Source organism: Agrobacterium vacciniicorymbosi (assembly GCF_040427045.1).
Lineage (GTDB): Bacteria > Pseudomonadota > Alphaproteobacteria > Rhizobiales > Rhizobiaceae > Agrobacterium.
In genome coordinates this window covers 235,229-257,820 of sequence record NZ_JBETMF010000004.1, presented here as the reverse complement: position 1 = coordinate 257,820, position 22,592 = coordinate 235,229, and the positions used below count along the sequence as shown (strand labels likewise).

Here is a 22,592-nt window from a genome sequence, read left to right as displayed (position 1 = left end):
GTGGAACGATAACCCAATAGCGCGACTGCCCTACTGGCCGCTCATATTGCCATCAAGAAGCTAGCGCCGAGCAGCGCGATGCACCCCCTGCGGGTCGTATGGAGGAGGCCACCCCTAAGCCCTACCCGAGAGCGTAAGTGACTTCACGCTATCGGGCTGCCCTCCTCCCAGACGCAGACGCAAAAGAAAACCGCCTGAACTGGCATAAATGCAGTTCAGGCGGTTTTGGTATTCTCAAGATGTCTTCGCTTCAGTGGCCGGAGCTTGCAGCGGCCGCCGGTTTTGGCGGCGGTGGATCGGTATTGACGACGATCTTCTGAGGCTTGCGATTGGGGTCTTTCGCTTCGATGTCTTCCTTGGAAATGAAATCCATCTGCTCGACCAGAACCTCTTTCACCAGCGGCTTCTCAAGGCGGGTGTTCAGGCCGTCCTTGATCTTCGCCTTGAAGGCCGCGACGTCGAATTTATCCGCGTCCTTGACGTTGACCAGCTTGTCGCCGACGAGAAGCGTATAAAGCTCGTCCGTCAGGAAGGCCGGAACCGGGACATGCACTTCTTTCAGTGCGTCCTCATCCACTTGCAGGCTGGCGCGCACGAGGAAATATCCGGTGACCTTGCCATCTGCCACCACAGGCAGGGTCACGGTTTCACTTTGAACGAAATGCGGAGGCGGAGGCGCATCCGCCGCTTGATTTGCACCGTGATTTCCCAACGTCACGGCGGCATAGACGCCGCCGAGCGTGACGACGAGAATCCAGATGCCTGTCGCCAGCAGCTTGATCATTGCGCCCCGCTTGCGAACTGTTCCAGCGAATAGGTGCCGTCATCTTCGGCACGCTTTGCAGCATTCTTCAGAAGATCGACCACAGCCTTGACGGCATGCAGGTTGGCTTCGACACGACGCGTGTTGATGGCGAGCTTAGCCTTGATATCGAGAATCTGACGCTTGTGATTTGTAGCGATCTGCGCGCCATCCACGTCGCGAAGCAACATGCTGAGCTCATACAGGCAGCGGCTCTTATGGGCGTTCGAAAGCTTGAAATCGAAATCGGGGTCTTTGCCGATCCGCTGGTTTTCGTTGTCGATAACCGTTTCGAGACGACCGAGAATGGCCTGTGTTCTGTAGTCGTTGTTTACAATTTCCATTGTCTCTCAGCGCTCCGCTTAACTTTCAGTTTTCTTCGTATCGGCTACAGAAAAGGTGCGCCGCTGGAAGTCCGTCACCATGCTCAGGGCAAGGTTCTTGTCGTCTTCATTCATTTTTGTGGGGGCTTCGGCATTGCGTGCCTTTTGCAGCGCCTGCGAATAGACCTGCTCGGCAATGCCGATGCCACCGCGCTTGGAAACGGCATCCGCCATCTGCTCGGCCATCATGCTTTTCCAGAAGTCGCCGGCAGAACCCTTGCCGTAAATCTCTTCGCTTTCCTTCGGCATCATGTTCTGGAGCATGGTCGACAGAACGCTGGCTTCGAACTTGCGATAGGTTTCGGGAATTTTTTCATCGCCTTTCGGCGGCTGGATACGCCCAAGCCCGGCCTTGCTGGCCGTCGTATCGATGCTGTTGATCGCCGATTCGAAGCCCGCATTGCTGGCTGTCAGCACCGATGCCTGGTGGGATGCGCTGATCGAGCGCAGTTTTTCTCGTGCTGCCGTAACCTGTGTCGGGTCAGCTGCATTCACAACATCAAGCACAAGATCGCTTGGAGGAGAAATGGCCACGTCGTCATCCTTTCCGGTTTTATCGGATGACGATATCTGCCTAACCTTGCTGGAGGCTGGTGTCTTTCAGGGCCATGTGCAGATCGATCAGCTCGTAGATGCTGTTGTCTTCACGTTCACGCTGTTCGTCTTGGCGGGCGGCATCGCGCTTTTCTTCAAGACGTTCGCCCTTCTTCGTCTCTTTGAGAACCTGCTGCTCCTGCGCCTTCTCGATGGCTTCCAGACGCACATCACGGCTCTTCAGCCTGTCATGCCTGACGGCATAATGCTTGAGCATCTGCTGATGTAGCGGATCGAGCGAATTGAGATAGCCGCTAAGTGTCTCGATCTTTTCCGAGAGCTCATTGCGCTCACGCGTCGTGATCGCCAGCTCATTCTCGGCCATCTGCTGGATGTGTCCCTGGACCTTCACCAGCCTGCTGAGCTTCTTGGATTTGTTCGGGTCCATCGTCTACCTCACATATTCGCAAAAACGCGGAAGAACCCGTTTGCAAACTGGTTTACCAGCGCCGCTATGCCGAAATAAAGCAGCAGCAGACCTCCGCCCAGCGCGTAGGGTGTCGAGATGAAGTAGACCGGGATCTGCGGCGCGAGCTTGTTGATAAGGCCGACCGCGACGTTGAACAAAAATCCGAAAAGGATGAAGGGACTGGCCACGCGAAGCCCGATGTTCATCGACGCGACAAGAGTGTCGGTCAGCGATATCAGCATGCGCTGCACGCTCATCGCTCCACCCAGCGGAATGGATGCGTAGGAATCCACGATGGCGCGAAAGATCACATGGTGGAAATCGAGAATGAACAACAGCAGCAGGACGCCATAGGACAGCATGCTGGACAGCTGGTTTTCCGATGTGTCTTCCAGCACGTCCTGAACTGGCGGACCACTGAAGGAGATGGCCATACCGATGGCGGTTGCCGCAAATTGCATGCCCAGCACGTAAAGGTGAGCAATCATTCCGAATGTGGCGCCGATCAGCGATTCGAAAAAGATGTATTTCAGAAAGGTGATCGTATCCGTTTGCGCCAGAGGATAGATCGTGTCCCACAATAACGGCAAAATGGCCATCGAAAGGGCCAAGGCAGTCAGCAACCGAATCTGCATGGGAAGGCGTGCCGAGGAGAAGCCTGGCATTACCATCAAACAGGCGCCAATCCGGCAAAATGCCAGAAAGAGCGCCATTATCGTTCCCTGCGGGTCTGGGATCATGAGATCGAGCCGAGTATCTTTATTTCTGTGCCCTTGGCCAATTCGACGTGAGAAAGCACCGGCAACGTGCTGAAGAGTCGTTCCGTAATCATCCGCACATATGAGCGGGTTTCGGGCAAAGTCACAAGCACGAAAGGTAGTCCGACATCCATGTATTCACGGATTACTTTGCTCGCCTCGTTGCTGAACTCTTCCACCTGACGCGGATCGATATCGAATTCGATCACTTCGCCCTTAGGATCGCGCTTGATGGCCTGCTGGAAGACGACGTCCCATTTCGTACCCAGTCTCAAGACGCGCAACACACCGTTGTCGGAAAGGTCGCCGCAAATCTGCTGTGCCATGCGGATGCGGACGTGTTCGACGATCTGTTCCGTTCTGCGAAGATGCGGGGCAAGTTCCGCCACGGCTTCGAGAATGAGATGCAGGTTACGGATGGACACACGCTCTGCCAACAACAGCTTCAAGATGGCCTGCAGGCCGGAATAGGACATGTGCGACGAGCAGATCTCATCCGCCAGCTTTTTGTATTCCGGGTCCAGACGCTCGATGAGAACCTTGACGTCCTTATAGGACAGCAGCATCGGCAGATTGTTGCGGATGACTTCGCTGACATGGGTCAGCAGCGCCGAGATGTTATCGATCGGGTGGAAGCCTTCGCGTCTGAGGTCGTCCACGAAGTTTTCCAGAACCGACACGGCTGGCATGCCGAAAGCTGGTTCGCGAACATCGTCGCCCGGAACCGACGGTCTGCGGCCCTTGCCGGTGATGACGAGAACTTCGCCGACGCGGAGCGTGCTGGCCGCAACCGTCGTGCCGTGAATTCGGATCTGGTAGGATTTGTCGGGAATGGCGATGTCGTCCGTGACCTTGATCTCGGGTACGACGAAGCCGTATTGCGACGCGAACTTCTTGCGCATTTTGCCAACACGGAAGCCGAGTTCCTGATGCGCGCCCAAGAGCCTTGGAGAAACCTGCTTGCCAAGGGCAAGTTCGATTTCCGTCGTGCGCAGCGAGTTCTTGACGGTATCCTTTTCGGCATCGTTGGCTTTGGTGGTCTGCTGTTCTTCGGCAACACGCTCCGCAGCCTGATCCCGTGCGAGCTGGCGTGGAATGAACCATGCGCCAGAAGCGAGCATTCCACCCAAAAACACAAACGGGAGAAAGGGTAAGCCTGGAATGAGCGCAAGAACGAACATGAGTCCCGCCGCAACACCCAGCGCTTTGGGATATCCGCTGAGCTGGTTAATGACCGCCTTATCGGTGGAACCCTGCGCGCCACCACGGGTAATGATCAGACCTGCGGCCAGCGAGACGATCAGCGCTGGCACCTGAGAAACGATACCGTCACCGACGGACAGTTTCACGAAAACGTCCGCGGCTTCGCCAATCGGCATACCGTGACGGAAAACGCCGATGATGATACCGCCGCAAATGTTGATGGCGGTGATCAATAGGCCGGCAACGGCATCACCGCGCACGAACTTGGACGCACCGTCCATGGCACCGTAAAAGGCGCTTTCTTCTTCCAGCTCACGACGCCTCAACTGGGCTTCTTTTTCATTGATGATACCAGCCGAGAGGTCGGCATCAATCGACATCTGTTTGCCGGGAATAGCATCAAGGGTGAAGCGGGCGCCGACTTCCGCGATGCGCGTCGCGCCCTTGGTGATGACGATGAAGTTCACCACGATCAGGATGAGGAAGACGATCAAACCGATGACAAAATCGCCCGACATCACGAGGCTTGAGAAGCCTGCGATCACGCCACCCGCCGCATCGTGACCCTGGTTACCGTGCGAAAGGATGACGCGTGTCGTGGCAATGTTCAATGCCAGACGAATCATCGTTGAAATCAGGAGGATAGTCGGGAAGGATGAGAAATCCAGCGGGCGCTGAATCCAAAGCGATACCATCAGAATAAGGACGGAAAACGCAATCGAAAATGCCAGGCCCATGTCGATCAAGAAAACCGGGATGGGCAGGAAGAGAATGCAGAGAATGCACACGATGCCCACTGCAAACCCGATATCGCGACCACGCGCCGCGACTTTGGGAAGGGGCAAGATGCTCGGAGGCGTAGCCATTCTAACTCCATCTCTTCATGAGAAACTGTAGAAGCGTCCCGACTTTCCCATCATGAAAAAGCCTTGCCGACCACCAAGACGGAGATCGACGCCCGAGCTTTATTGGATCAAGCTTGCGCGAGAGTGGAAGAATTGACGACCTTCGTTATTGCGGCGGCCAGCTGTTGCCCCGTAATATTTAGGCTTTGGTTCAGACTATTTTTGTAATATGTTAGCGAGGTTATTCGCGCGATGATGGCGTGCATGCTGGCCATGACCAAGGTCAAACTCTGCAAGGCTACCTTATGGCGACGATTTCCACCTATACGAGCTTCCTTGGCGTCAACCGCGACATCAACTCTTCCCTGTCAAAGGTGGCGAGTCAGTCCTCGGTTGCGCGAGATACGGAGTATTACAAGGAAAAGATCGGACAGGTCACGACCGTCGATGAGTTTCTCGGCGACTACCGCCTCTATTCCTATGCGATGAAGGCTTACGGCCTTGAGGGCATGACCTATGGTAAAGCCTTCATGCGCAAGGTGCTGGAAAGCGACCTGACGGATAGCTCGAGTTTCGCCAATTCGCTGACCGACAAGCGCTACCTGCAATTCGCCGAAGCCTTCAACTTTGCCGGAGACGCTAAAACTGCACAGAATTCTGTGCAGGCGAGCACGCTTACCGATGCCTACAAGGCGTCCTTTACCGCCGAAGAAAAATCACTGAAGGACGAATCCACCTATTTCGCAGCGCAGATCGGCAAAGTCACCAGTGTTGACAGTCTCATCAACAATGACCGCCTTCGCACCTATATGCTCGATGCGGTCGGCCTCGATTCCACCTATACGTCCAAGAGCTACCTCAAGCAGGTTCTGACGAGCGATCTCGATGACCCGGACAGTGTTGCCAACAAGGCGAAAAACCCTGCCTGGAAGCAGCTGACGGAAGCGTTCAATTTCAAGGCCGATGGCACCATCGACGGCTCGGTGCAGAGCGCCGATCAGACCGAAGATCTGAAGCTCGACTATATCTTCAACAAATCCACCTTTCCGTCCGACCTGTTGGCCGATGCCAATGATCGCTATTTCGAAAAGAACGTTGCCAAGGCCACGACCGCCACGGAAGTCGTGGCCGACAAGAGAATGCTGGATTACGTCAAAACCGCATTCGGCCTGAGCACGGGCATCATGGCCAGCAGCGTTGCCAGCCTCATGTCCAACGAGACATTTGCGACGACTTACGGCAACACAGCGCTTCTGGACTATTTCAATTTCGAGAATGATGGCACGCTGGCGGACGGCAACACGCCCCAGACAGCCACTCAGACAACAGATATGGCCAAGCTCTATGAGAAGGCCTTTCAGAAAAACCAGGCGACATCCGTCGATGAGGCCGTCACCAACTACCAGACACGGATCGCCGGGGTCGAAAGCCTGGATGATTTCCTCGTCTCCAATAAAAAAGACAAGGACAAGAAGAATGACAGCGTCACCGAAATCTGGGACGTTGCGCTAAGAGCTTTCGGTATCGATCCGGATGAGATCAGCCAGTCGGAACTGAAACGCATTCTTTCGAGCGATACGAACGACAAGAAAAGCTACGTCAATTCGCTTAAGGATGACCGTTTCGTAGAGCTCAACAAGGCCTTCAACTTTACCACTGACGGGAAGGTGGAGGCGCCGCTCCTGGCCCAGTCGGAAAGCGTGTCCGACAAATACGCATCTGAATATGAGAAGAATAAAGTCAGAGGCTTGAGCGGCAAGGAAAAGAAAGACGCCGTTGAGAAGGCTGACAAGGAAACGGCATATTATCAGGAGCAGATGAAGACCGTCACTTCGGTGAAGGATTTGCTGTCTGATAGTCGCGTCACCAATTACATTCTCGAAGCCAATGGCATCGATCCGAAAAGCGTCACCTCCAGCGACCTCAAGAAAATGTTCGAGTCCGACCTTACGGACCCCAAGAGCTATGTAAATACGCTTGAGGACAACAGGTTTACCGAGATCGTCGCGTCTTTCAACTTCGATGCCAAGGGTAGTCTGACCGCAGATGCCGTGCAGGGTGGCCAGCAGCGTGGTTCCATTCTGGAAACCACCAACCAGTATGTACGCCAGACCCTGGAAGAGCAGCAGGGCGATACCAGCGAAGGCGTCCGCCTTGCTTTGTATTTCGAACGTGTCGCCCCGACCATCTCGAGCGCCTACGGCATCTTGAGCGATGACGCCATATTCAAGTTCTTCAAGACCGCCTACAGCATGCCTGATTCCATCGCCAATATGGATGTGGAAAAACAGGCGGAGATGGTAACGAAATACATCGACGTCACACAGCTCCAGGACACCGATTACGTCAGCAAGCTCATCAAGCGTTTTACGGCACTGTACGATACGCAAAACAGCACAAGCTCCTCAAGCTTGTCGATCCTGAGCGGCGGTTCGACCTCCATCAGCGCCGACACGCTTCTGGCGGTCGCGCAATTGAAGGCTGGATAAGGCGTTCGGACAAACTGCCAATAGAAAAAGGCCCGAAATCGAAGCGATTTGCGGGCCTTTTGTTTGGAATTATTTCAGCGCTGTTCAGTAATCGCCATCACCGGGGCGTCTTGTGTCACCCTCTTCGGCATTGCTCTCATCCTCGGCAACGGGGATGGCGTAAGAGCCTTTCAGCCAACGCGAGAGATCCGCAGAGCGGCAACGATCCGAGCAGAAAGGATAGTCTTCGCGCGTGGATGGTCTTTTGCACTCTGGACAAGGCTGGGTCTTGCGCAAGGGAGTGACACTGGATTTGTTCGATGCATCTGTCATTGGGATCAACCTTCCTGCCAGGCGGACGCCACCTCAAACCCTTCGCCGGCCAGAAGTGACACCGTTTCATAAAGCGGCAAGCCGACGACATTCGTATAGGAACCGGTCAGCTTCTGTACGAAGCAACCGGCAATGCCCTGAATGCCATAAGCACCTGCTTTTCCGCGCCATTGTCCGGACGCGATGTAGCTGTCGATTTCGTGTTCCGAAAGACGCTTGAAGCGAACTTTGGTTTCAACGACCTTCTGGCGCACTTTTCCACCGGGTGTAACAAGGCAGATGCCCGTATAGACCCAGTGGCTGCGGCCCGAGAGCAGGTGCAATGCGGCGGACGCTTCTTCGATATATTCCGCCTTGCCGACGATACGGCGGCCAACGGCCACGACCGTATCGGAACCGAGAACATAGGCTCCCTTCCAGGCAAGCTCGCCCTTCACAGCCTTATGGGCCGCCTCTGCCTTCTGCAAAGACAGGCGGCGGCACAGCGTGCGCGGATGCTCCAGCCGGGTTGGCGTCTCGTCGATATCCATCGGCATAAGCCGTGCGGGCTCGATGCCAACCTGATTCAACAGTTCAAGACGGCGTGGCGACCCGGAAGCCAGAATCAGCTTTTGTTTTGCGTCTGTCATGCTCTGCCAGTCGTCCGATCTGCCGGGCGATTACTTGAAACGATAGGTGATGCGACCCTTGGTCAGGTCGTAAGGCGTCATTTCGACAAGCACCTTGTCGCCCGCCAGAACGCGGATACGGTTCTTACGCATGCGGCCGGCAGTGTGTGCGATGATTTCGTGTTCGTTTTCCAGCTTCACGCGGAAAGTCGCGTTCGGCAAAAGTTCGGTAACGACGCCCGGAAACTCAAGGACTTCTTCTTTTGTCATATAGGGTTTTTCTTCCTGTTGATAATGCCGGACTGAACAGTCCGGGAAAATTGCGCGGAAACTACACAATCGCCGCACATTTGTGAACCTAAATTGTCAATCGTTTTAAAGTGTCTCGGAAAACGGCCTTGCGCGTTGCGGCAGGCGTTCCGAAATCAGCTTCGTCAGGTGTTCACGCACCTCACGATAGGCTTCGAGAATATGCTCTCTCGTGCCCGTCGCCACCGTTGGATCCATCGTTGGCCAGTAGACGACATCGAGCGCATTGGACCGTGTCAGTTCAAGTGCCGCGTGATGCGCCTCGGGTGTGAGCGTGATGATGAGATCGAAGAAGTCGTCTTCTATCTCTTCCAGCGTTCTTGGCTTGTGCTTTCCAAGCGTCAGTCCAGCTTCATCCAGCACCGCATCCACGAAGGGATCACGCTCGCCTGCACGCACACCTGCCGACTGAATATAGATACCGGGAGCGACGAGTTGTTTGGCAATGACTTCCGCCATGGGTGAGCGGATGGAATTCATGCCACACATGAACAATATGGCGCGCGGTGCCTTTTCTTTCAAGTCGACAGCCGCCGGGTCCTGCATGTCTAACCCCGCCAATACAGCACACAGACAAGGGTAAACAGCCGCCGAGCCGTATCGAAATCCACCTTTATCTTGCCGGACAGCCGGTCCATCAGCGTTTGCGAACCATCATTGTGGATGCCGCGCCGGCCCATGTCGATGGCTTCGATCTGGCTTGGCGTGGAAGAGCGGATCGCCTCGTAATAGCTTTCGCAGATCAGGAAGTAGTCCTTGATGATGCGGCGAAACGGCGTCAGCGACAGGATGTGGGTTGCTACAGCCTCGTCGCCCTCGGTCTTGATCGTGAAGACCAGCTTGGTCTCGACCAGCGAGATATTGAGCTTGTAAGGCCCACCGGCATGGCCAACCGGCTCAAAACTGTTTTCTTCGATAAGGTCGAAAATGGCAACGGCGCGTTCATGCTCCACGTCAGGCGTGGACCGGCCGATGCTCTCGTCCAGAACCACATCGCAAAGCCTGAAAACGTCTGCCCCCATCCCTCACCCTTCCAGATTGAGACGAATGGCGACGGAACGCGCATGCGCGTCCAGCCCTTCGGAATGGGCAAGCGTGATCGCAGCCGGTGCCAGCTGGCGCAATTGCTCCGGCCCGAGCCGCAGGATCGATGTGCGCTTGACGAAATCCAGAACGGAAAGACCCGACGAGAAACGGGCCGAACGCGCCGTCGGCAGAACGTGATTGGAGCCGCCGACATAATCACCGATCACCTCAGGCGTATGGCGACCGACGAAGATCGCACCCGCATTGCGCACGCCTGCCATCAGCGCATCGGGATCATCAACGGCCAGTTCCAGATGTTCGGCTGCGATGCGATTGGCAAGCGGGATGGATGCTGCGAGATCATCAACCAGGATGATCGCGCCGAAATCACGCCAACTCGCTGTTGCCGTCTGTGAGCGGGATAGCAGCTTCAGCTGTCGCTCCACGGCCTGCTCCACCGCTTTGCCAAGTTCGGCATCATCGGTGATCAGGATGGATTGGGCACCCTCGTCATGCTCGGCCTGCGCCAGAAGGTCTGCCGCCAGCCATTCGGGATTGTTGTTCTTGTCGGCAATGACGAGCACTTCCGATGGCCCGGCAATCATGTCAATGCCGACCGTGCCGAAAACATGCCTCTTTGCCGCCGCCACAAACGCATTGCCCGGGCCGACGATCTTGGCAACAGGCGCAATGGTCTGCGTGCCATAGGCCAGTGCCGCCACGGCCTGCGCACCGCCGATGCGGTAGATTTCTTCGACGCCCGCAATCCGCGCCGCCGCAAGCACCGCCGGGTTGATGGTGCCACCATTGGCCGGAACGACCATGACGATACGTTCGACACCCGCAACCTTGGCCGGAACAGCATTCATCAGCACCGAGCTCGGATAGCTTGCGGTGCCGCCCGGAACATAAAGACCAACCGCCTCGATGGCCGTCCAGCGGGAGCCGAGACCGACGCCGATATCGTCTTCGTAGATGTCGTCCTTCGGCATCTGCCGGGCGTGGTGCTTTTCAATGCGTTTGGCTGCGAGCTTCAGCGCATCCAGAACTGCGGCATCGACCTGCTCAATCGCCGCATCGATTTCTTCCGCGGTCACGCGCATGGAGGTTTTGGAAAAATCCAGCTTGTCGAACTTCAGAGAATAATGAGCCAGCGCCTCATCGCCACGTTTGCGGACATCATCGATGATGTCGCGCACGACGATATTGACGTCTTCGGATACTTCTCTCTTTGTCGTCAGGAATGCTGCAAACGCCTGTTCAAAATCAGCAGACCCCTGCTCCAGCCAGATTGCCACGTCACTTACCCTCTTGAGGCCCCGTCCGCGGACGGAGCGAAATGCTATGCCTACACGTTTTGGCGTGCGCTATAAGGGTATGTGGCATAAATTAAAACAGGCGGGCAAGGCAATTCCCTGTCCGCCCGTCCGTCTTTATAAGATCAGTCTTCCGGGTGGTGCGGTTTGGATGCCGTTTCCCAGCCGCCGCTGACATCGGTCAGTTGCGCTTCGATACATTCGACATCAAGCGCAATGGCACCGCCGCCGGACAGGACCAGTTCCACCGTTCCCTCCGGGCCTTCGCCGTTTTGCGTGAAGCGAACGGCAAGCAGGGACAGAACCTGTTCCTTGTTGTCGCGGCTAAAGCCATGCGACCGGGCATTGCCGACGCGCTTCAAAGCAAAAACACTGCGGCATCGCTCCGGCGTCTGCCCTTTCTTGCTGCCATTTTCCCAAACGAAACGGTTGGCAGACAGCAGGAACTGACCGGACTTGTGATCGAAGGACGCGTCTTTCAGCTTGAAGACGCTATCCTGCATGTGGGTTGAAATGACGGAGAGGTCTTCTCCGTCAAGCGCCATCAATTTAAGGCCGCTCATCGTGTCTATGTCCTCATTTCGCGGACAAGGCCGCTTATTCCAATCGATGACTTGGAGATAGGCAGTCAAAGCCCGCTCTACAACCGGCGAGCTCAGAGTCCGCCTGAAAACTTCGGACGGGTCGATCCCGCGAGTTTCCAAACGGACTCTTAGATGAGCGATACGTATTAGTCGCTGACGCGCTCGACCTGCGCACCGCAACGGTTGAGTTTTTCTTCCAGACGCTCAAAGCCACGGTCGAGGTGGTAGACGCGCGAAACCATGGTCTCGCCTTCCGCCACAAGACCGGCAATGACCAGCGAAACGGAGGCGCGCAGATCCGTTGCCATGACCGGCGCACCCTTGAGGCGGGACACGCCTTCGATACGAGCCATCTGTCCGGAAAGCGAAATCTTGGCTCCAAGACGCGCCAGTTCCTGAACGTGCATGAAACGGTTTTCGAAGATCGTTTCGGTGATGTGCGACACACCCTGTGCCCGCGTCATCAGCGCCATGAACTGCGCCTGAAGGTCGGTCGGGAAGCCGGGGAATGGCTCGGTCACGACATCCACGGGATGGATACCGTTGCCATTGCGCACGACGCGCAGACCGGTCTCGGTTTCGGTGATGGTGGCACCGGCAAGCTTCAGCGTCTCCAGCGCATTGTCCAGTAGCGAAGCGTTCGTGCCTTCCAGCAGCACATCGCCACCCGTCATGGCCACGGCCATGGCGTAGGTGCCGGTTTCGATACGGTCAGGCAGAACGCGATGGCGTGCGCCAGACAGGGAGGTTACGCCTTCGATGGTGATGGTGGAAGTGCCAGCACCTTCGATCTTGGCGCCCATAGCGGTCAGGCATTGGGCAAGGTCAACGACCTCAGGCTCACGCGCTGCATTGTGAATGACCGTCGTGCCACGTGCCAGCGATGCCGCCATCAGCATGACATGCGTCGCACCGACCGAGACTTTCGGGAAGGTGTAAGTCGCGCCGATCAGGCCACCGGATGGCGCTGTCGCATTGATGTAACCGCCGTCGATTTCCATGTTGGCGCCAAGCGCTTCCAGTCCCTCGATGAAGAGATCGACCGGGCGCGTGCCGATGGCGCAACCGCCCGGCAGCGAAACGCGAGCCTGGCCGTTACGGGCCAGAAGCGGACCGATGACCCAGAAGCTTGCGCGCATCTTGGAGACCAGTTCGTAAGGTGCGGTGGTATCGACGATGGTGCGGCAGGTAAAATGCACGGTGCGCGAATAGCTTTCGCCCTGGCTTTCGCGGCGACCATTGACGGAGATATCGACGCCGTGGTTGCCAAGGATACGGATCAGCTGCTCGACGTCTGCCAGATGCGGCACGTTTTCCAGTGTCAGCGTATCGCTGGTCAGCAGCGACGCGATCATCAACGGCAAAGCCGCGTTCTTTGCGCCCGAAATGGGAATGATACCGTTGAGTTCGTTACCGCCGGTTATTCTGATGCGATCCATACGTCCCTACGGGCTTTGCGCCCGCCTTTCCTGATGCCGTGCGAAGCACTGCCTGTTCGGCTTTTACGGTCGGTGGTGACCGTCAAAATCGCCGAAAAAACAATCTTGCCGCATAATCCGTTAAATTATGCAGTAGATGAAACGCCGCGCTATTTCAATTTTCCGCTGAATGTTTCTTGTCAGCACGATTCGTCCGTTTTTGCGGCAGGCAAACCGATTGTTTCGTCAGCCTCACCGGCACGTCGCGCACGGGCCTGCTGCTTGCGCCGGGCAAGGTTCTCGCGCAGCTTTTTGGCCGCCCGCGCCTTACGCTCGGCCTCCTGCCGTTTGGCCCTGTCGCCCGGGCCGCTCTGGCCGGAAGCAGAGGCTGCCTTATCCGCTAAATTATCGTGATGATCGTCCATGCGCGCAGCAATAGCCGAATTTCGGCCTTTTCAACAGCCCCCGCCGATTTTTGCACCGTGTAATGACGAAGTCTGAATTTGCGGCTTGCGCTCATCAAAAACCTATGGCAATAGGCGCCCACTTGATGTCGAGCAGATGCTTCGGCACCGGATGCTGCGGTAGCTCAGTGGTAGAGCACTCCCTTGGTAAGGGAGAGGTCGAGAGTTCAATCCTCTTTCGCAGCACCATTCGTAAAAGCCCCAAAATACAGACTATATAGCGCCTTTTGGGTGCACCGACGCGTCGTATGCACGAAGTTCATCCATACTTTCGTTGAGAATCGCGCAAGCAAAATCAGCGAGTCACTCGTCGCTTCACATCATTCCTGCTTTAAAATCCGGATTGGACGCGGGAAAATACCATATTCGTGAACATCCCAATCTGGGAGCCGACGAAAGGTGCGGACAGGCCGACTGCGACCATGACGGCGATGATCTTGGGCACGAATGTCAGGGTTGCTTCCTGAACCTGCGTGAGCGCCTGAATGAGGCCAATGATGATGCCGACTGCCATGGCAGCAGACACCGCTGGACCCGCTGAAATCAGCACGGTCCAGATGGCACTTCGCATAATGTCGAGAGCGTCGGCCTCGTTCATCTCAGTCCGCTCGATCTAACCGGCGTCACGAAGCCGAGTTGAGGAAGTCAAATAGTCAGTGACGCCGTTTCCGTCTGCAAAGAACGGTATATGATTCGAGATCGACCGTTAAGAGTCTGTTTGGAAACTCGGTGCGGAGAGCCGGCGGATGATTTTTGTGGCTGACAAGAAGAAAATCCTAGGCGATATCATGTGATATCGGCAAGATTTTCGACGCCGTCAGGTGCAAAAATCATCCGCTGGATCGACCCGTCCGACGTTTTCAAACAGGCTTTATGCAGCGGTCTGCGAGATTTTGATGCCCTGACCGATGGCAATCGACGCGCCTGCTGCGGTGGTTGCAGTCAAGCCTTCAGACGTTACTTCCACGGAGGTAATGACGCCGGACGTCTTTCCGTCTGCACTCGTAATCGTCTTACCGATGTAGGATGACGCATTGGAGAGCGAGGAGGCCGAGATCAGGCTTTCAAGATTGGTGTTCGTCTTGATCGTCTGTTCGACCTGCGAGAAGGTTGCCAACTGCGCGACCTGTTCACTGGCATCCATAGGATCGGTCGGATCCTGGTTCTTCATCTGCGCGATCAAAAGCTGCAGGAAGTTATCGTAATCCAGCGAGGCCTTGTTCGCATCGGTCTTGGACGTCGAAGTCGTGGAGGTAGTCCCTGCGGTGGATGTGGTACCTGTAACTGCGTCTACCATGGTGCGATTTCCCGTCTCAGTTCGTTCACCACCGCAGGGGTGATTTCATGACTGTTGAGAATAGCCTCTTCCTTTGCATAGAGACCGCGAATGGTCTTCAGCGCATCAAATGGGCGGCCGGACGATACCGTTGCGTCGATCCGCTTCAGCTCGGAACGAATTTCCTCGTTCTTGAACGTGGTCAGCAGCATGGTGATCGACTTGCGGAACAGGGAAAGCGACTGCTCCTTGCCTTCCGGGTTGATCAGCATCATCTGGACGATGAAATACAGCTGTCTCAAAGGTGTGGTCGTGTCTTCGAGCTGAAGCACATGGTTTTCAAGAAGGAATGTCACATCATTGAGAAATTCCAGAGATACTTTCCTGTCAACGCGCAACACAGCGCCATTGATGAAGATTTTTTCTCCAGACTTCAAAGAGATCCGCAGCGTACTTTTCATTTTAATCCATCCTTGATGATGGTTGTAACGTCGATAATGCCCTGATAATTCTTCGATTTACGTTTGCGTATCTGCTCGCACTCTCTAAGAATCCAGATAGCGATGGATATCAGGTTGGCTTTTAGTTCAACAGGCAACTCGTTTTCGGGCTGCTTGAGATCGTCAATGAGTCTGGTCCAAACGCGTCGTGTGTAAAAAATTGCCTCGATGCCGTCCTTGCCGTAGCTGTCGTTGTCCTTGGCCACTGCGAGAAGTTCAATCGATCTCTGTAGAACCTGTCTTTCCCTATCGCGGGCGATATTGGGGTCATCCTCCATTATCTCCGCATATGAAAACTGGAACATTCATCTTTCCTTCATGGTCTTAACTGCCACCCGTCATAGGCGTTTCTGTATTCCCTAGAGATAGTTAACCAGGCTCAGGCCCTGTATCTTGGATGTGATGCTGTAGGACGTCTCGACCTGGTTGAGCAGCGTGGTCAGACGTGTGGAGGCCTCATAGGTATCGACGCCAATCAGATTGGTCAGCTGTGTGTCGATGATCGTCTTTTGAGAACTCATATAGGTATTCGCCTTTTCCACGCGTTCCTGGGACAGGCCAATTTTCGCACGCTCGGTATCGATGCCGGAGATCGCAGATCCCGCAAGGCTGGTGGTCGTGTCATTGACGACGGCTAGGGCACTCGAACTCAATCCAGAGTTTACCATCTGCGACGATATCACACTCGCCATGACAAGGCTTTTGAAACCATCCGAATTGGCAGTCGTGGATGTAGATACGGTTTCCGAAGTACTAATGCGGCTGCTCATGGTTGTCTCAGAGGCACCCGTCCACTGCGACCAGTCAAAGCTGTCCTGATAATCGGACAGGAACGTTTTCATGTCTTCCGCAGTGGCGGAAGAAGGGTCTGGAAACGCAGCCGTGAAAGCCTCGTTGAAGTCGTCGGTCACTTGAGTAATGAAGTCGTCACCCAATGTCTGAACATCCGTGTTGATACCGGAAAAGAGGAATTCGCCGTTTACCGAGGTGTTCGCGTAGCTGACGAAATTTTCCAGCGTGGACTTGGCTGTCGTCTGCGCGACGGCAAGGCTGCTGGTATCGGTGTTGCCGCTGAGCGCGATCACAGAGTTCAGAAGCGTCTGCGCGGAAGACGACATGTTTTCCATGGCAAGCTGTGACGCATCCATGCGCTGCTCGGCGACGGCGTTTGCGTCGATAATCGACTGCAGGCGACCGCTTTCGCGCGTGTAATCCATGCTCGTGGATGTCCGCGTGCCAAGCTCCAGACCAACGTCGGAATAGGTGCCCGTCACAGCTTCTTTCTGAAGCTTGGTGATTTCCGTCTGCGCATTCGAAACGGTCAACTGCATGGCCGTGCTGATGGAAAGAGATGAAATAGCTGTGGTCTTCATATCAGTTCGCGGCCTCCATCAGCGTCTTCAACAGCTCGTCGATGGTCGACATCAGTTTCGCTGCTGCTTTGTAGGATTGCTCGATATCCAGCATCTGGATCAGTTCTTCGTCCAGGTTGACGCCGGTCGAATTGGAATAGCTTTCCTTCGCCTTGGTCAGCATGGCAGATGTGCTTTCCGCAGCCGTCGTCGCATTGCTGCGATACTCTTCGGCCCAACCGGCGGAGTCCGTGGCAAAGCTCAGCAATGTCACATTGGTGGAAATCCCAGCATTGGGATCGAATTCCATCTGCGTGTTAAGAGCTGCCGCATATTTATAGAGAAGATCGGAATAGCCGGTCGAACCATCTGTATTCGGCGAGTCACCCGCAATGCTGCCATCACGAAGCTTCACCGGAGATGCCTTGGCGTCAGCCGATACCGTGATCAAGCCTGCCAGACCTGAAACGAGTTCCGGCGTCTCAAAATCGACTTCAGAACCATCTGACGTCGTGAACAGTCCGGCGATTGCATTGCCGCCAGTATCCGTCTCGGCAAATGCACCCATCAAGCCACGGGCGATTTCATCTAGTTGCGACTGATAGTTGGGGTAGACTTGGTCGCGCAGCTGCAAAAGTGCTGGCAGGCTGCCCTTCGCGTTGGTGTTGCTACCCTCGCCTGACTTTACAGCGACACCATCGATGTAAATGCTGCCGCCTGTTGCAGTCGCATCATAGGCAGACATTGAGTCGAACGACACCGTTCTAGCATTGGTTTCGAACAGTGTCGTACCGTCGCTGGTGTAGAGCACCATGTCGTTGTTCGACCTGACAGAGGTCGATACGCCGACGATCTCTGAAATCTGCTTGAGAAGCCCTTCGCGCTGGTCGAGCGCATTGTTTGGGTCGCCACCTGAGGATGTTGCCAGCTTGACGGCGTTGTTTGCCGTCTCAAAATCCGACAGAAGCTGGTTGAGCTTGGAAACAGTGGTCGCAATTTCCGTATCAGCATCTGCTCTCAGTGCCTGAACGGATTGTGTCGATGTGTTCAGCGCATTGGCAACATCGGCCGACGCACTGACGACAGCTGAGGCAAGCGTTACGTCGCTTGGTGAAGCCGCATAGGTCTGCAAAGCATTTTGCAAAGTGGAGAGATAGGTGGCAGGTGCTGCCGTATATTCCTCACCGCCCAAAACGACGCTGAGAGAATTCATGCCGTCGAGGAACGTCTGTTTGCCAGCATCGTCAGACGTGGCGGCCAGAGTCTGCTTCAAAAGCGCGGCATCTTCTGTCCGCTCAATCTTCACAATGGTCGCACCGGTGGACGCATTCGTGGTGGTGATCGCAGTCCGGCGATTGTAATCCGCAGAGCTGGCATTCGATATATTGTTCGAAACGACGCCACTCTGAACAGCATTATTGCTCAGAGTTGCTTTTGTCGTATTAAGCGCCGAAGCAAGCGACATTCACCCGTCCTCTATAACGTTATCGTACCAGATTGATGAGAGTTTCCATCAGATCGGAACCGGTCTGGAAGACCTTTGAGTTTGCGGTGTAGCTACGCTGCGCCTGGATCATCTCGGTCAACTCGGTCGCGGTATCCACGTTGGAAGACTCGAGCTGTTTTGAATTGATTGTGCCAAAACCGGACGTGCCCGCGAAGCCAAGAGTAACAACACCCGATTCCGCACTGGTCTGGAATACGTTGCCTGAGAGTACCGTCAGATTGTCGGGACTTGCGACATCAGCCAGTGGAATCTGGTAGAGCGCGCGAGCAGCGGACTTCGCATAGTTGGCATAAACAGTGCCATCGGCCGACACGGAAACGGACTGCACCGCTTCCGCCGGATTCCCGTTGATGTTACCGCCGTCACCTGTTGATTTACCTGACAGCTGCGTCATGGCGCTAAGGTCAATGGTAATACTCAGGTCGTTATTCGGGTCGTCGATGGTGATCGTTTCGGGATCAGTGAGTGTACCGATATCATAGTTCATTGTCTCAGGACCGGAGACTGGGCCTTCGGAATACGGGAACCCGCCATTCGTCGATTTTGAAGCGTCATAGACGGTGACTTCCCATGCGTCCTCATCTGTCTTGGCGAAGTAGAAATCATACTTCACCGTCTCGCCATAAGCATTGTAGCCCGTCATCGAGGTCTTCAGAATGCCACTTTTTTCAAGGTCAAGGGTGGAAGGATTCTCGCTTGGCAGAACGTCCGCGATCTCAGCAGATTTGTTGAGGTTACCCTCCAATGAGCCCAAAGTGGAAGCAGTGGCCGTTAGACCGTTTGCCCCAATATTAACCGGCACCAGACCGTCATAGCTGTTGACGACAGTTGTCGGCGTTGTTCCATTGTTTTGGTAACCGAGAAGCGTGAAGCCCGCGTCATTGACAAGATTGCCATTGTCATCTGCTGTAAAGGAGCCTGCACGCGTCAAGAAAATGCTGCCGGATGCATCCTGAACCACGAAGAAGCCATCGCCATTGATGGCAAGGTCCGTCGGGGATTGCGTTGCGACAGTCGCACCAGCCTGAGAAATCGAATATTTGACCTTGGTGTCGACGCCACCGGAGTTGTAGTTGCCGCCGCCGCCGCCAGAATTTAGAACAAGGGAAGAAAACGCGGTCGATGCGCTTTTGTAACCAGTCGTGCTGGCATTAGCGATGTTGTCGCCGACGGTGCCCAGCTTGTTGGACTGGGCATTCATGCCGGATACGGCCGTTTTCATCGTTCCAAAAAGGCTCATTTCGAATCCTCTGTTCTCATCTGTAGCGAAGTTAGGATGCAAGCCTTGCGTGAGGCTGTCTGCTTTTCTTTCCGACCGAAAAAACCGGTCAAAAAGAAAGTCTTGGGTGGAACCTTTCACCGATTCGCGAATTTAATCAGCAACCGATGGTGACGCCTAACTATCGATAGTTACACGATAAAACAAAAACGCCGCGGGCTGTTTGGACCCACGGCGCGTATCTGATGAAGCTTCGTTCTATCTGCCAAAAATCGCCTCTGGATTTTCGGCAAAGCGCGTTCAGCTCCAGTCGATGCAGTAACCCAGAAACCGCTTCGAATCGATTGGGTCGAAACCGAGCTTCTTGCGCAGCTTCTTGCGCAGCTTGCTGATGTGGCTTTCGACGACGTTTTCTTCGACTTCTTCATCGAAGATGCCGTAGATCGCGTTGAAGATTTGCGCCTTGGAAACGCGACGACCGCGGTTTGCGATTAAGTATTCGAGGATACGGCGCTCACGGCGCGGCAATGGGAATACCTCGCCGCTGACTTCCGGATCGCGTCCATCGGAGAAAACGCGGATCGGGCCCGCATCTGTAAAATTCGTGAGAACCGACAGGCGACGGCGAATTGCCGCTGCGCGTGCCAGGATCTCTCTTGGATGCACTGGCTTGCGGACGACATCGTCCACGCCACAGTCAAACAGGGCCAAGGTAGCGTCCAGGGAATGATGATCGCTAACTGCGATCACCGGTGCCTGAGAGCGATCCCGGATGGTGCGTGGCAACTCGTGAGTCGTGTCTGCCTGACCAATCAAAAACGCTTCGATTGCCGCAATATCGGAATCCGCCGCCGAGTGGACCCATTCGCCAAATTCTGCTGGATCAAATCCAGTTGAGGGAATTCCCTCTCGCCCAAAAAGGGCTGTGTACCCGTCCTTAACAAGCTTGCGCTCATCAACTACCACGATCATTCGTCCGCCTCCGAATCAGTGTAGCCAATCTACAAGCATGGGTGTACGAATCGCGGGAATCTCCCACAACTACGAAATAACACAGGCATTAATTAATAATTGATTAACCATATTGTCCCGATTTGATCTATATCTAGTATGCCTTTTCAAATTTAGGGATATTTTTTCGGGGGAAAAGTGCGAGTCAAGCCACTTAGCTGTTGCAGAGTCGTTTTTGACCGAATCTCGCCGCATTTGTTTGAAGGTCGTCAGATAGGCGATTTATAAAACTCTAGGTTGCTGCACCGGCACAGAAGGTTCGCGCATTGGCAGTCCATTTCCCATAACCCGTGGCAATCAGGTTACTAATGACCCGGCACACGTATCGTTGTTGAGCGGGGTCGTTATTGGGTCCGGCATGGTATCTGGCTACCGCCATTGTCCATGTGTCGTGACGGTCATGGAGCCTTTTGAGGAACTGCGCAGCATAGGCGACGTTCTTCGCGGGGTCGAACATATCAGCAACGGAAGCGAATTCGGCGCCGTGAAAATAGACGTTGATCTGCATGCAGCCGATGTCGATCAGCTTCGCGCCGCCGCGCCGGGCGTCATCAACCATCCTGTAGGCCTCTGGCATGCTGTGCGGAAAATAGGCCTTGCCTTCGATGTTGATGGCATAGGGGCTCAGAGAGCCCTTGCGTCCCGTCTCCGTCAGGCCGACCGAATAGAGAATACCTTCCGGTATTCCATATCGGCCAGCTGCTGCCTGTATCTGCCGCTCGCAGTCAACCGTTGCTGCGGGCTGGGAAGCCTCACAGGTAAAGGTGGTCAGGACGAGCGCTGGAATTGCGAGCAGGTGCTTCAGACGGTGAAGTGCTTTCATGACTGATGGCTTCCTCTCTAACGCGCGTTCCGGACTGTCTGTTGAACTGTTCCTGGGGCTTTTCTTCATGGCCGCGTTGGCCTTGTTGTGCGCCCTGCTGTCCAGGATCGGATGGTTGACGGTTGCCGGTGCTGCTATCCTGCCGTTCCGTGTTGCTTGCCAGCGTCACGGTAACCTGATCGACACTGAAACCCTGCGCTTTCAAGGCATCGAGAATGCCGTTGCTGTCTTTTTGCAGCTCGCTATAGCCCTTCAGCGTATGGGCGGTGAGCTGGACACTGAGGTCATCCCCCACCAGCTTCAGCGCCGCCGTAACATGTCCCAACTCCACTGGCGCCATCTGGATCTTCAGGACGTGAACGACCTGTCCGGTGCTGGCAATCATCGGAGAATTGCTGGTCTGGCCAGCCATTGAGGCGGCCCAATCCGGGTCAGCAGCCATGGCACTGGTAATCGCCGTCGTATTGGTAGGTGCCGCAAGACCGACAAATCGTCTGCTTTCCACGACCTGCACAACATCGGCAACATCACCGGTGGCCGTTGTCACATCAAGCTTCTTAGATCCATCTTCCTGTGTGGCGATGTGAAGATCGACGGACGGTACATCCTGCTTCTGCAATCTGACGACAGTCGCTGTTGTATCGGCACTTCCGGCGAGAGCGTCTTCACCAAGAGCGGCTCCCGATATTGCTTCCAGAGCCGAACCCTCGGTTCCCTTGGCCTGCGGCACATTCTGCGCAACAGGTTGAGCAACCGGCATTGCCGTCGATGCAAGCAAAGACAGCAAATCCAGATTTCCATTGGCAGCATCAACCGGCGTGGCATCGACGTCGGTCGCCTCGTCACCAGCCTCATCTGTCGTCTCATCCGTCTCGGATGCCGCAGAAGAGCCAGCCAGCTTGCTCAACGCCGTCACAAGCTTTGCCAGATCGCTGACAACAGGGAGCGTCTCATTCTCAGCTAGCGCATCGAAAGGATTGCCGAGATTGGTCGGCATCGCCTGCGGAACCTTCACGTCCATGACCGGGCTTGTCCCATCCGCCGGGAGCGTCACCACTGTCTCGCTCAGAGACTGTGTGACGGGTGTGGCGGCTGGCTCCAGAAAGAGCGTGTTGGGCGCGGCAGGCTTGCTGACGACGGTTTGTGTCTGATCGACTGGCGCTGCTGTACCGCTTTGCGCGGCGGGCGCGGCCTTTTGATCAGCACTAGAATTTGCGGAAGCGCTAGTGGAGGAGCCCTGTTTGGAGGAGCCGCCTTTGTCGAGCGAACTCATGGTGTCGGAAAAGCCCGATCCCCCACGCTTCGATCCATTATCCCTATCCTGCCGCGTCGCCTGGCTGGCGACCTCAGTTTTACTCGGAACAATCGTTGCTAAGACATTCAT

General features: G+C 55.2%; 26 protein-coding genes and 1 tRNA gene. 2 read left to right on the top strand and 25 right to left on the bottom strand.

Annotated elements, in window-relative coordinates:
- Positions 1–250 precede the first annotated feature (250 nt).
- Genes ABUK73_RS08845 through flhA form a run of 6 tightly spaced genes read right to left on the bottom strand, consistent with a single transcriptional unit; the run spans position 251 to position 5,015 of the window.
- On the bottom strand, positions 251–784 hold the full coding sequence (locus ABUK73_RS08845) for a hypothetical protein (protein WP_353576944.1): 534 nt from the start codon (positions 782–784) through the stop codon (positions 251–253).
- Entirely contained in the window at positions 781–1,146 is a 366-nt protein-coding gene (locus ABUK73_RS08840) for a hypothetical protein (RefSeq protein ID WP_113089745.1), read from the bottom strand. The genes ABUK73_RS08845 and ABUK73_RS08840 overlap by 4 nt, the downstream gene beginning before the upstream one ends.
- Before the next feature lie 18 nt (positions 1,147–1,164).
- Positions 1,165–1,719 (bottom strand): rod-binding protein, encoded by a 555-nt coding sequence (locus ABUK73_RS08835; protein ID WP_353576943.1) that lies wholly within the window; start codon positions 1,717–1,719, stop codon positions 1,165–1,167.
- 40 nt (positions 1,720–1,759) lie between these two features.
- Positions 1,760–2,167, bottom strand: a complete 408-nt coding sequence (locus ABUK73_RS08830) for a hypothetical protein (RefSeq protein ID WP_353576942.1) — start codon at positions 2,165–2,167, stop codon at positions 1,760–1,762.
- A gap of 8 nt (positions 2,168–2,175) precedes the next feature.
- Complete coding sequence (fliR, locus tag ABUK73_RS08825) at positions 2,176–2,928, bottom strand: flagellar biosynthetic protein FliR (protein WP_353576941.1); 753 nt, start codon at positions 2,926–2,928, stop codon at positions 2,176–2,178.
- On the bottom strand, positions 2,925–5,015 hold the full coding sequence (gene flhA, locus ABUK73_RS08820; protein WP_113089741.1) for a flagellar biosynthesis protein FlhA: 2,091 nt from the start codon (positions 5,013–5,015) through the stop codon (positions 2,925–2,927). Before flhA ends, fliR begins: the two co-directional genes overlap by 4 nt.
- A 284-nt stretch (positions 5,016–5,299) precedes the next feature.
- Here flhA and ABUK73_RS08815 point away from each other — a divergent pair, with 284 nt between their 5' ends.
- Positions 5,300–7,483 (top strand): DUF1217 domain-containing protein, encoded by a 2,184-nt coding sequence (locus ABUK73_RS08815; protein ID WP_353576940.1) that lies wholly within the window; start codon positions 5,300–5,302, stop codon positions 7,481–7,483.
- 84 nt (positions 7,484–7,567) lie between these two features.
- Here the strand turns inward: ABUK73_RS08815 and yacG are convergent, their stop codons facing one another.
- The 9 genes from yacG to ABUK73_RS08770 form a co-directional block, all read right to left on the bottom strand.
- On the bottom strand, positions 7,568–7,795 hold the full coding sequence (gene yacG, locus ABUK73_RS08810; RefSeq protein ID WP_113089739.1) for a DNA gyrase inhibitor YacG: 228 nt from the start codon (positions 7,793–7,795) through the stop codon (positions 7,568–7,570).
- Between the two features lie 5 nt (positions 7,796–7,800).
- The gene (locus ABUK73_RS08805) at positions 7,801–8,424 is read right to left on the bottom strand and encodes a Maf-like protein (protein ID WP_353576939.1); all 624 of its coding nucleotides are present in this window, start codon (positions 8,422–8,424) and stop codon (positions 7,801–7,803) included.
- A 30-nt stretch (positions 8,425–8,454) separates the two neighbouring features.
- Positions 8,455–8,673 (bottom strand): translation initiation factor IF-1, encoded by a 219-nt coding sequence (gene infA, locus ABUK73_RS08800; RefSeq protein WP_027673809.1) that lies wholly within the window; start codon positions 8,671–8,673, stop codon positions 8,455–8,457.
- A 105-nt stretch (positions 8,674–8,778) separates the two neighbouring features.
- A complete protein-coding gene (locus ABUK73_RS08795) occupies positions 8,779–9,258 on the bottom strand; it encodes an arsenate-mycothiol transferase ArsC (protein WP_353576938.1) in 480 nt (159 codons plus the stop codon).
- 2 nt (positions 9,259–9,260) lie between these two features.
- Positions 9,261–9,734, bottom strand: coding sequence for a UPF0262 family protein (locus tag ABUK73_RS08790; RefSeq protein WP_353576937.1), 474 nt, complete (start codon positions 9,732–9,734; stop codon positions 9,261–9,263).
- A 3-nt stretch (positions 9,735–9,737) separates the two neighbouring features.
- Positions 9,738–11,036, bottom strand: a complete 1,299-nt coding sequence (gene hisD, locus ABUK73_RS08785; RefSeq protein ID WP_353576936.1) for a histidinol dehydrogenase — start codon at positions 11,034–11,036, stop codon at positions 9,738–9,740.
- 143 nt (positions 11,037–11,179) lie between these two features.
- Complete coding sequence (locus tag ABUK73_RS08780) at positions 11,180–11,617, bottom strand: DUF2948 family protein (RefSeq protein WP_353576935.1); 438 nt, start codon at positions 11,615–11,617, stop codon at positions 11,180–11,182.
- A gap of 167 nt (positions 11,618–11,784) precedes the next feature.
- Complete coding sequence (gene murA / locus ABUK73_RS08775) at positions 11,785–13,077, bottom strand: UDP-N-acetylglucosamine 1-carboxyvinyltransferase (RefSeq protein ID WP_353576934.1); 1,293 nt, start codon at positions 13,075–13,077, stop codon at positions 11,785–11,787.
- A 179-nt stretch (positions 13,078–13,256) separates the two neighbouring features.
- Entirely contained in the window at positions 13,257–13,481 is a 225-nt protein-coding gene (locus ABUK73_RS08770) for a hypothetical protein (protein WP_113089733.1), read from the bottom strand.
- A gap of 153 nt (positions 13,482–13,634) precedes the next feature.
- On the opposite strand from ABUK73_RS08770, the gene ABUK73_RS08765 reads away from it, so the two are divergent.
- Positions 13,635–13,709 (top strand) — tRNA-Thr (locus ABUK73_RS08765).
- Between the two features lie 142 nt (positions 13,710–13,851).
- Here ABUK73_RS08765 and fliQ read toward each other — a convergent pair.
- From fliQ to fliK, 10 genes are all read right to left on the bottom strand, one after another.
- On the bottom strand, positions 13,852–14,118 hold the full coding sequence (gene fliQ, locus ABUK73_RS08760) for a flagellar biosynthesis protein FliQ (protein ID WP_113089723.1): 267 nt from the start codon (positions 14,116–14,118) through the stop codon (positions 13,852–13,854).
- 273 nt (positions 14,119–14,391) lie between these two features.
- A complete protein-coding gene (gene flgD, locus ABUK73_RS08755) occupies positions 14,392–14,817 on the bottom strand; it encodes a flagellar hook assembly protein FlgD (RefSeq protein ID WP_353576933.1) in 426 nt (141 codons plus the stop codon).
- Positions 14,811–15,257, bottom strand: coding sequence for a flagellar biosynthesis repressor FlbT (gene flbT / locus ABUK73_RS08750; protein ID WP_062586496.1), 447 nt, complete (start codon positions 15,255–15,257; stop codon positions 14,811–14,813). Before flbT ends, flgD begins: the two co-directional genes overlap by 7 nt.
- On the bottom strand, positions 15,254–15,601 hold the full coding sequence (gene flaF / locus ABUK73_RS08745; RefSeq protein ID WP_113089721.1) for a flagellar biosynthesis regulator FlaF: 348 nt from the start codon (positions 15,599–15,601) through the stop codon (positions 15,254–15,256). The genes flbT and flaF overlap by 4 nt, the downstream gene beginning before the upstream one ends.
- Positions 15,602–15,655: 54 nt before the next feature.
- Positions 15,656–16,669, bottom strand: a complete 1,014-nt coding sequence (locus ABUK73_RS08740) for a flagellar hook-associated family protein (RefSeq protein ID WP_353576932.1) — start codon at positions 16,667–16,669, stop codon at positions 15,656–15,658.
- A 1-nt stretch (position 16,670) separates the two neighbouring features.
- Positions 16,671–18,113, bottom strand: a complete 1,443-nt coding sequence (gene flgK, locus ABUK73_RS08735; RefSeq protein ID WP_353576931.1) for a flagellar hook-associated protein FlgK — start codon at positions 18,111–18,113, stop codon at positions 16,671–16,673.
- A 19-nt stretch (positions 18,114–18,132) separates the two neighbouring features.
- The gene (locus ABUK73_RS08730) at positions 18,133–19,395 is read right to left on the bottom strand and encodes a flagellar hook protein FlgE (protein ID WP_353576930.1); all 1,263 of its coding nucleotides are present in this window, start codon (positions 19,393–19,395) and stop codon (positions 18,133–18,135) included.
- A gap of 279 nt (positions 19,396–19,674) precedes the next feature.
- Positions 19,675–20,346, bottom strand: a complete 672-nt coding sequence (locus ABUK73_RS08725) for a response regulator transcription factor (protein WP_113089717.1) — start codon at positions 20,344–20,346, stop codon at positions 19,675–19,677.
- A gap of 271 nt (positions 20,347–20,617) precedes the next feature.
- Complete coding sequence (locus ABUK73_RS08720; RefSeq protein ID WP_353576929.1) at positions 20,618–21,208, bottom strand: transglycosylase SLT domain-containing protein; 591 nt, start codon at positions 21,206–21,208, stop codon at positions 20,618–20,620.
- Positions 21,138–22,592: a flagellar hook-length control protein FliK gene (gene fliK / locus ABUK73_RS08715; protein WP_353576928.1), complete on the bottom strand. Its 1,455-nt coding sequence runs from the start codon at positions 22,590–22,592 to the stop codon at positions 21,138–21,140. The genes ABUK73_RS08720 and fliK overlap by 71 nt, the downstream gene beginning before the upstream one ends.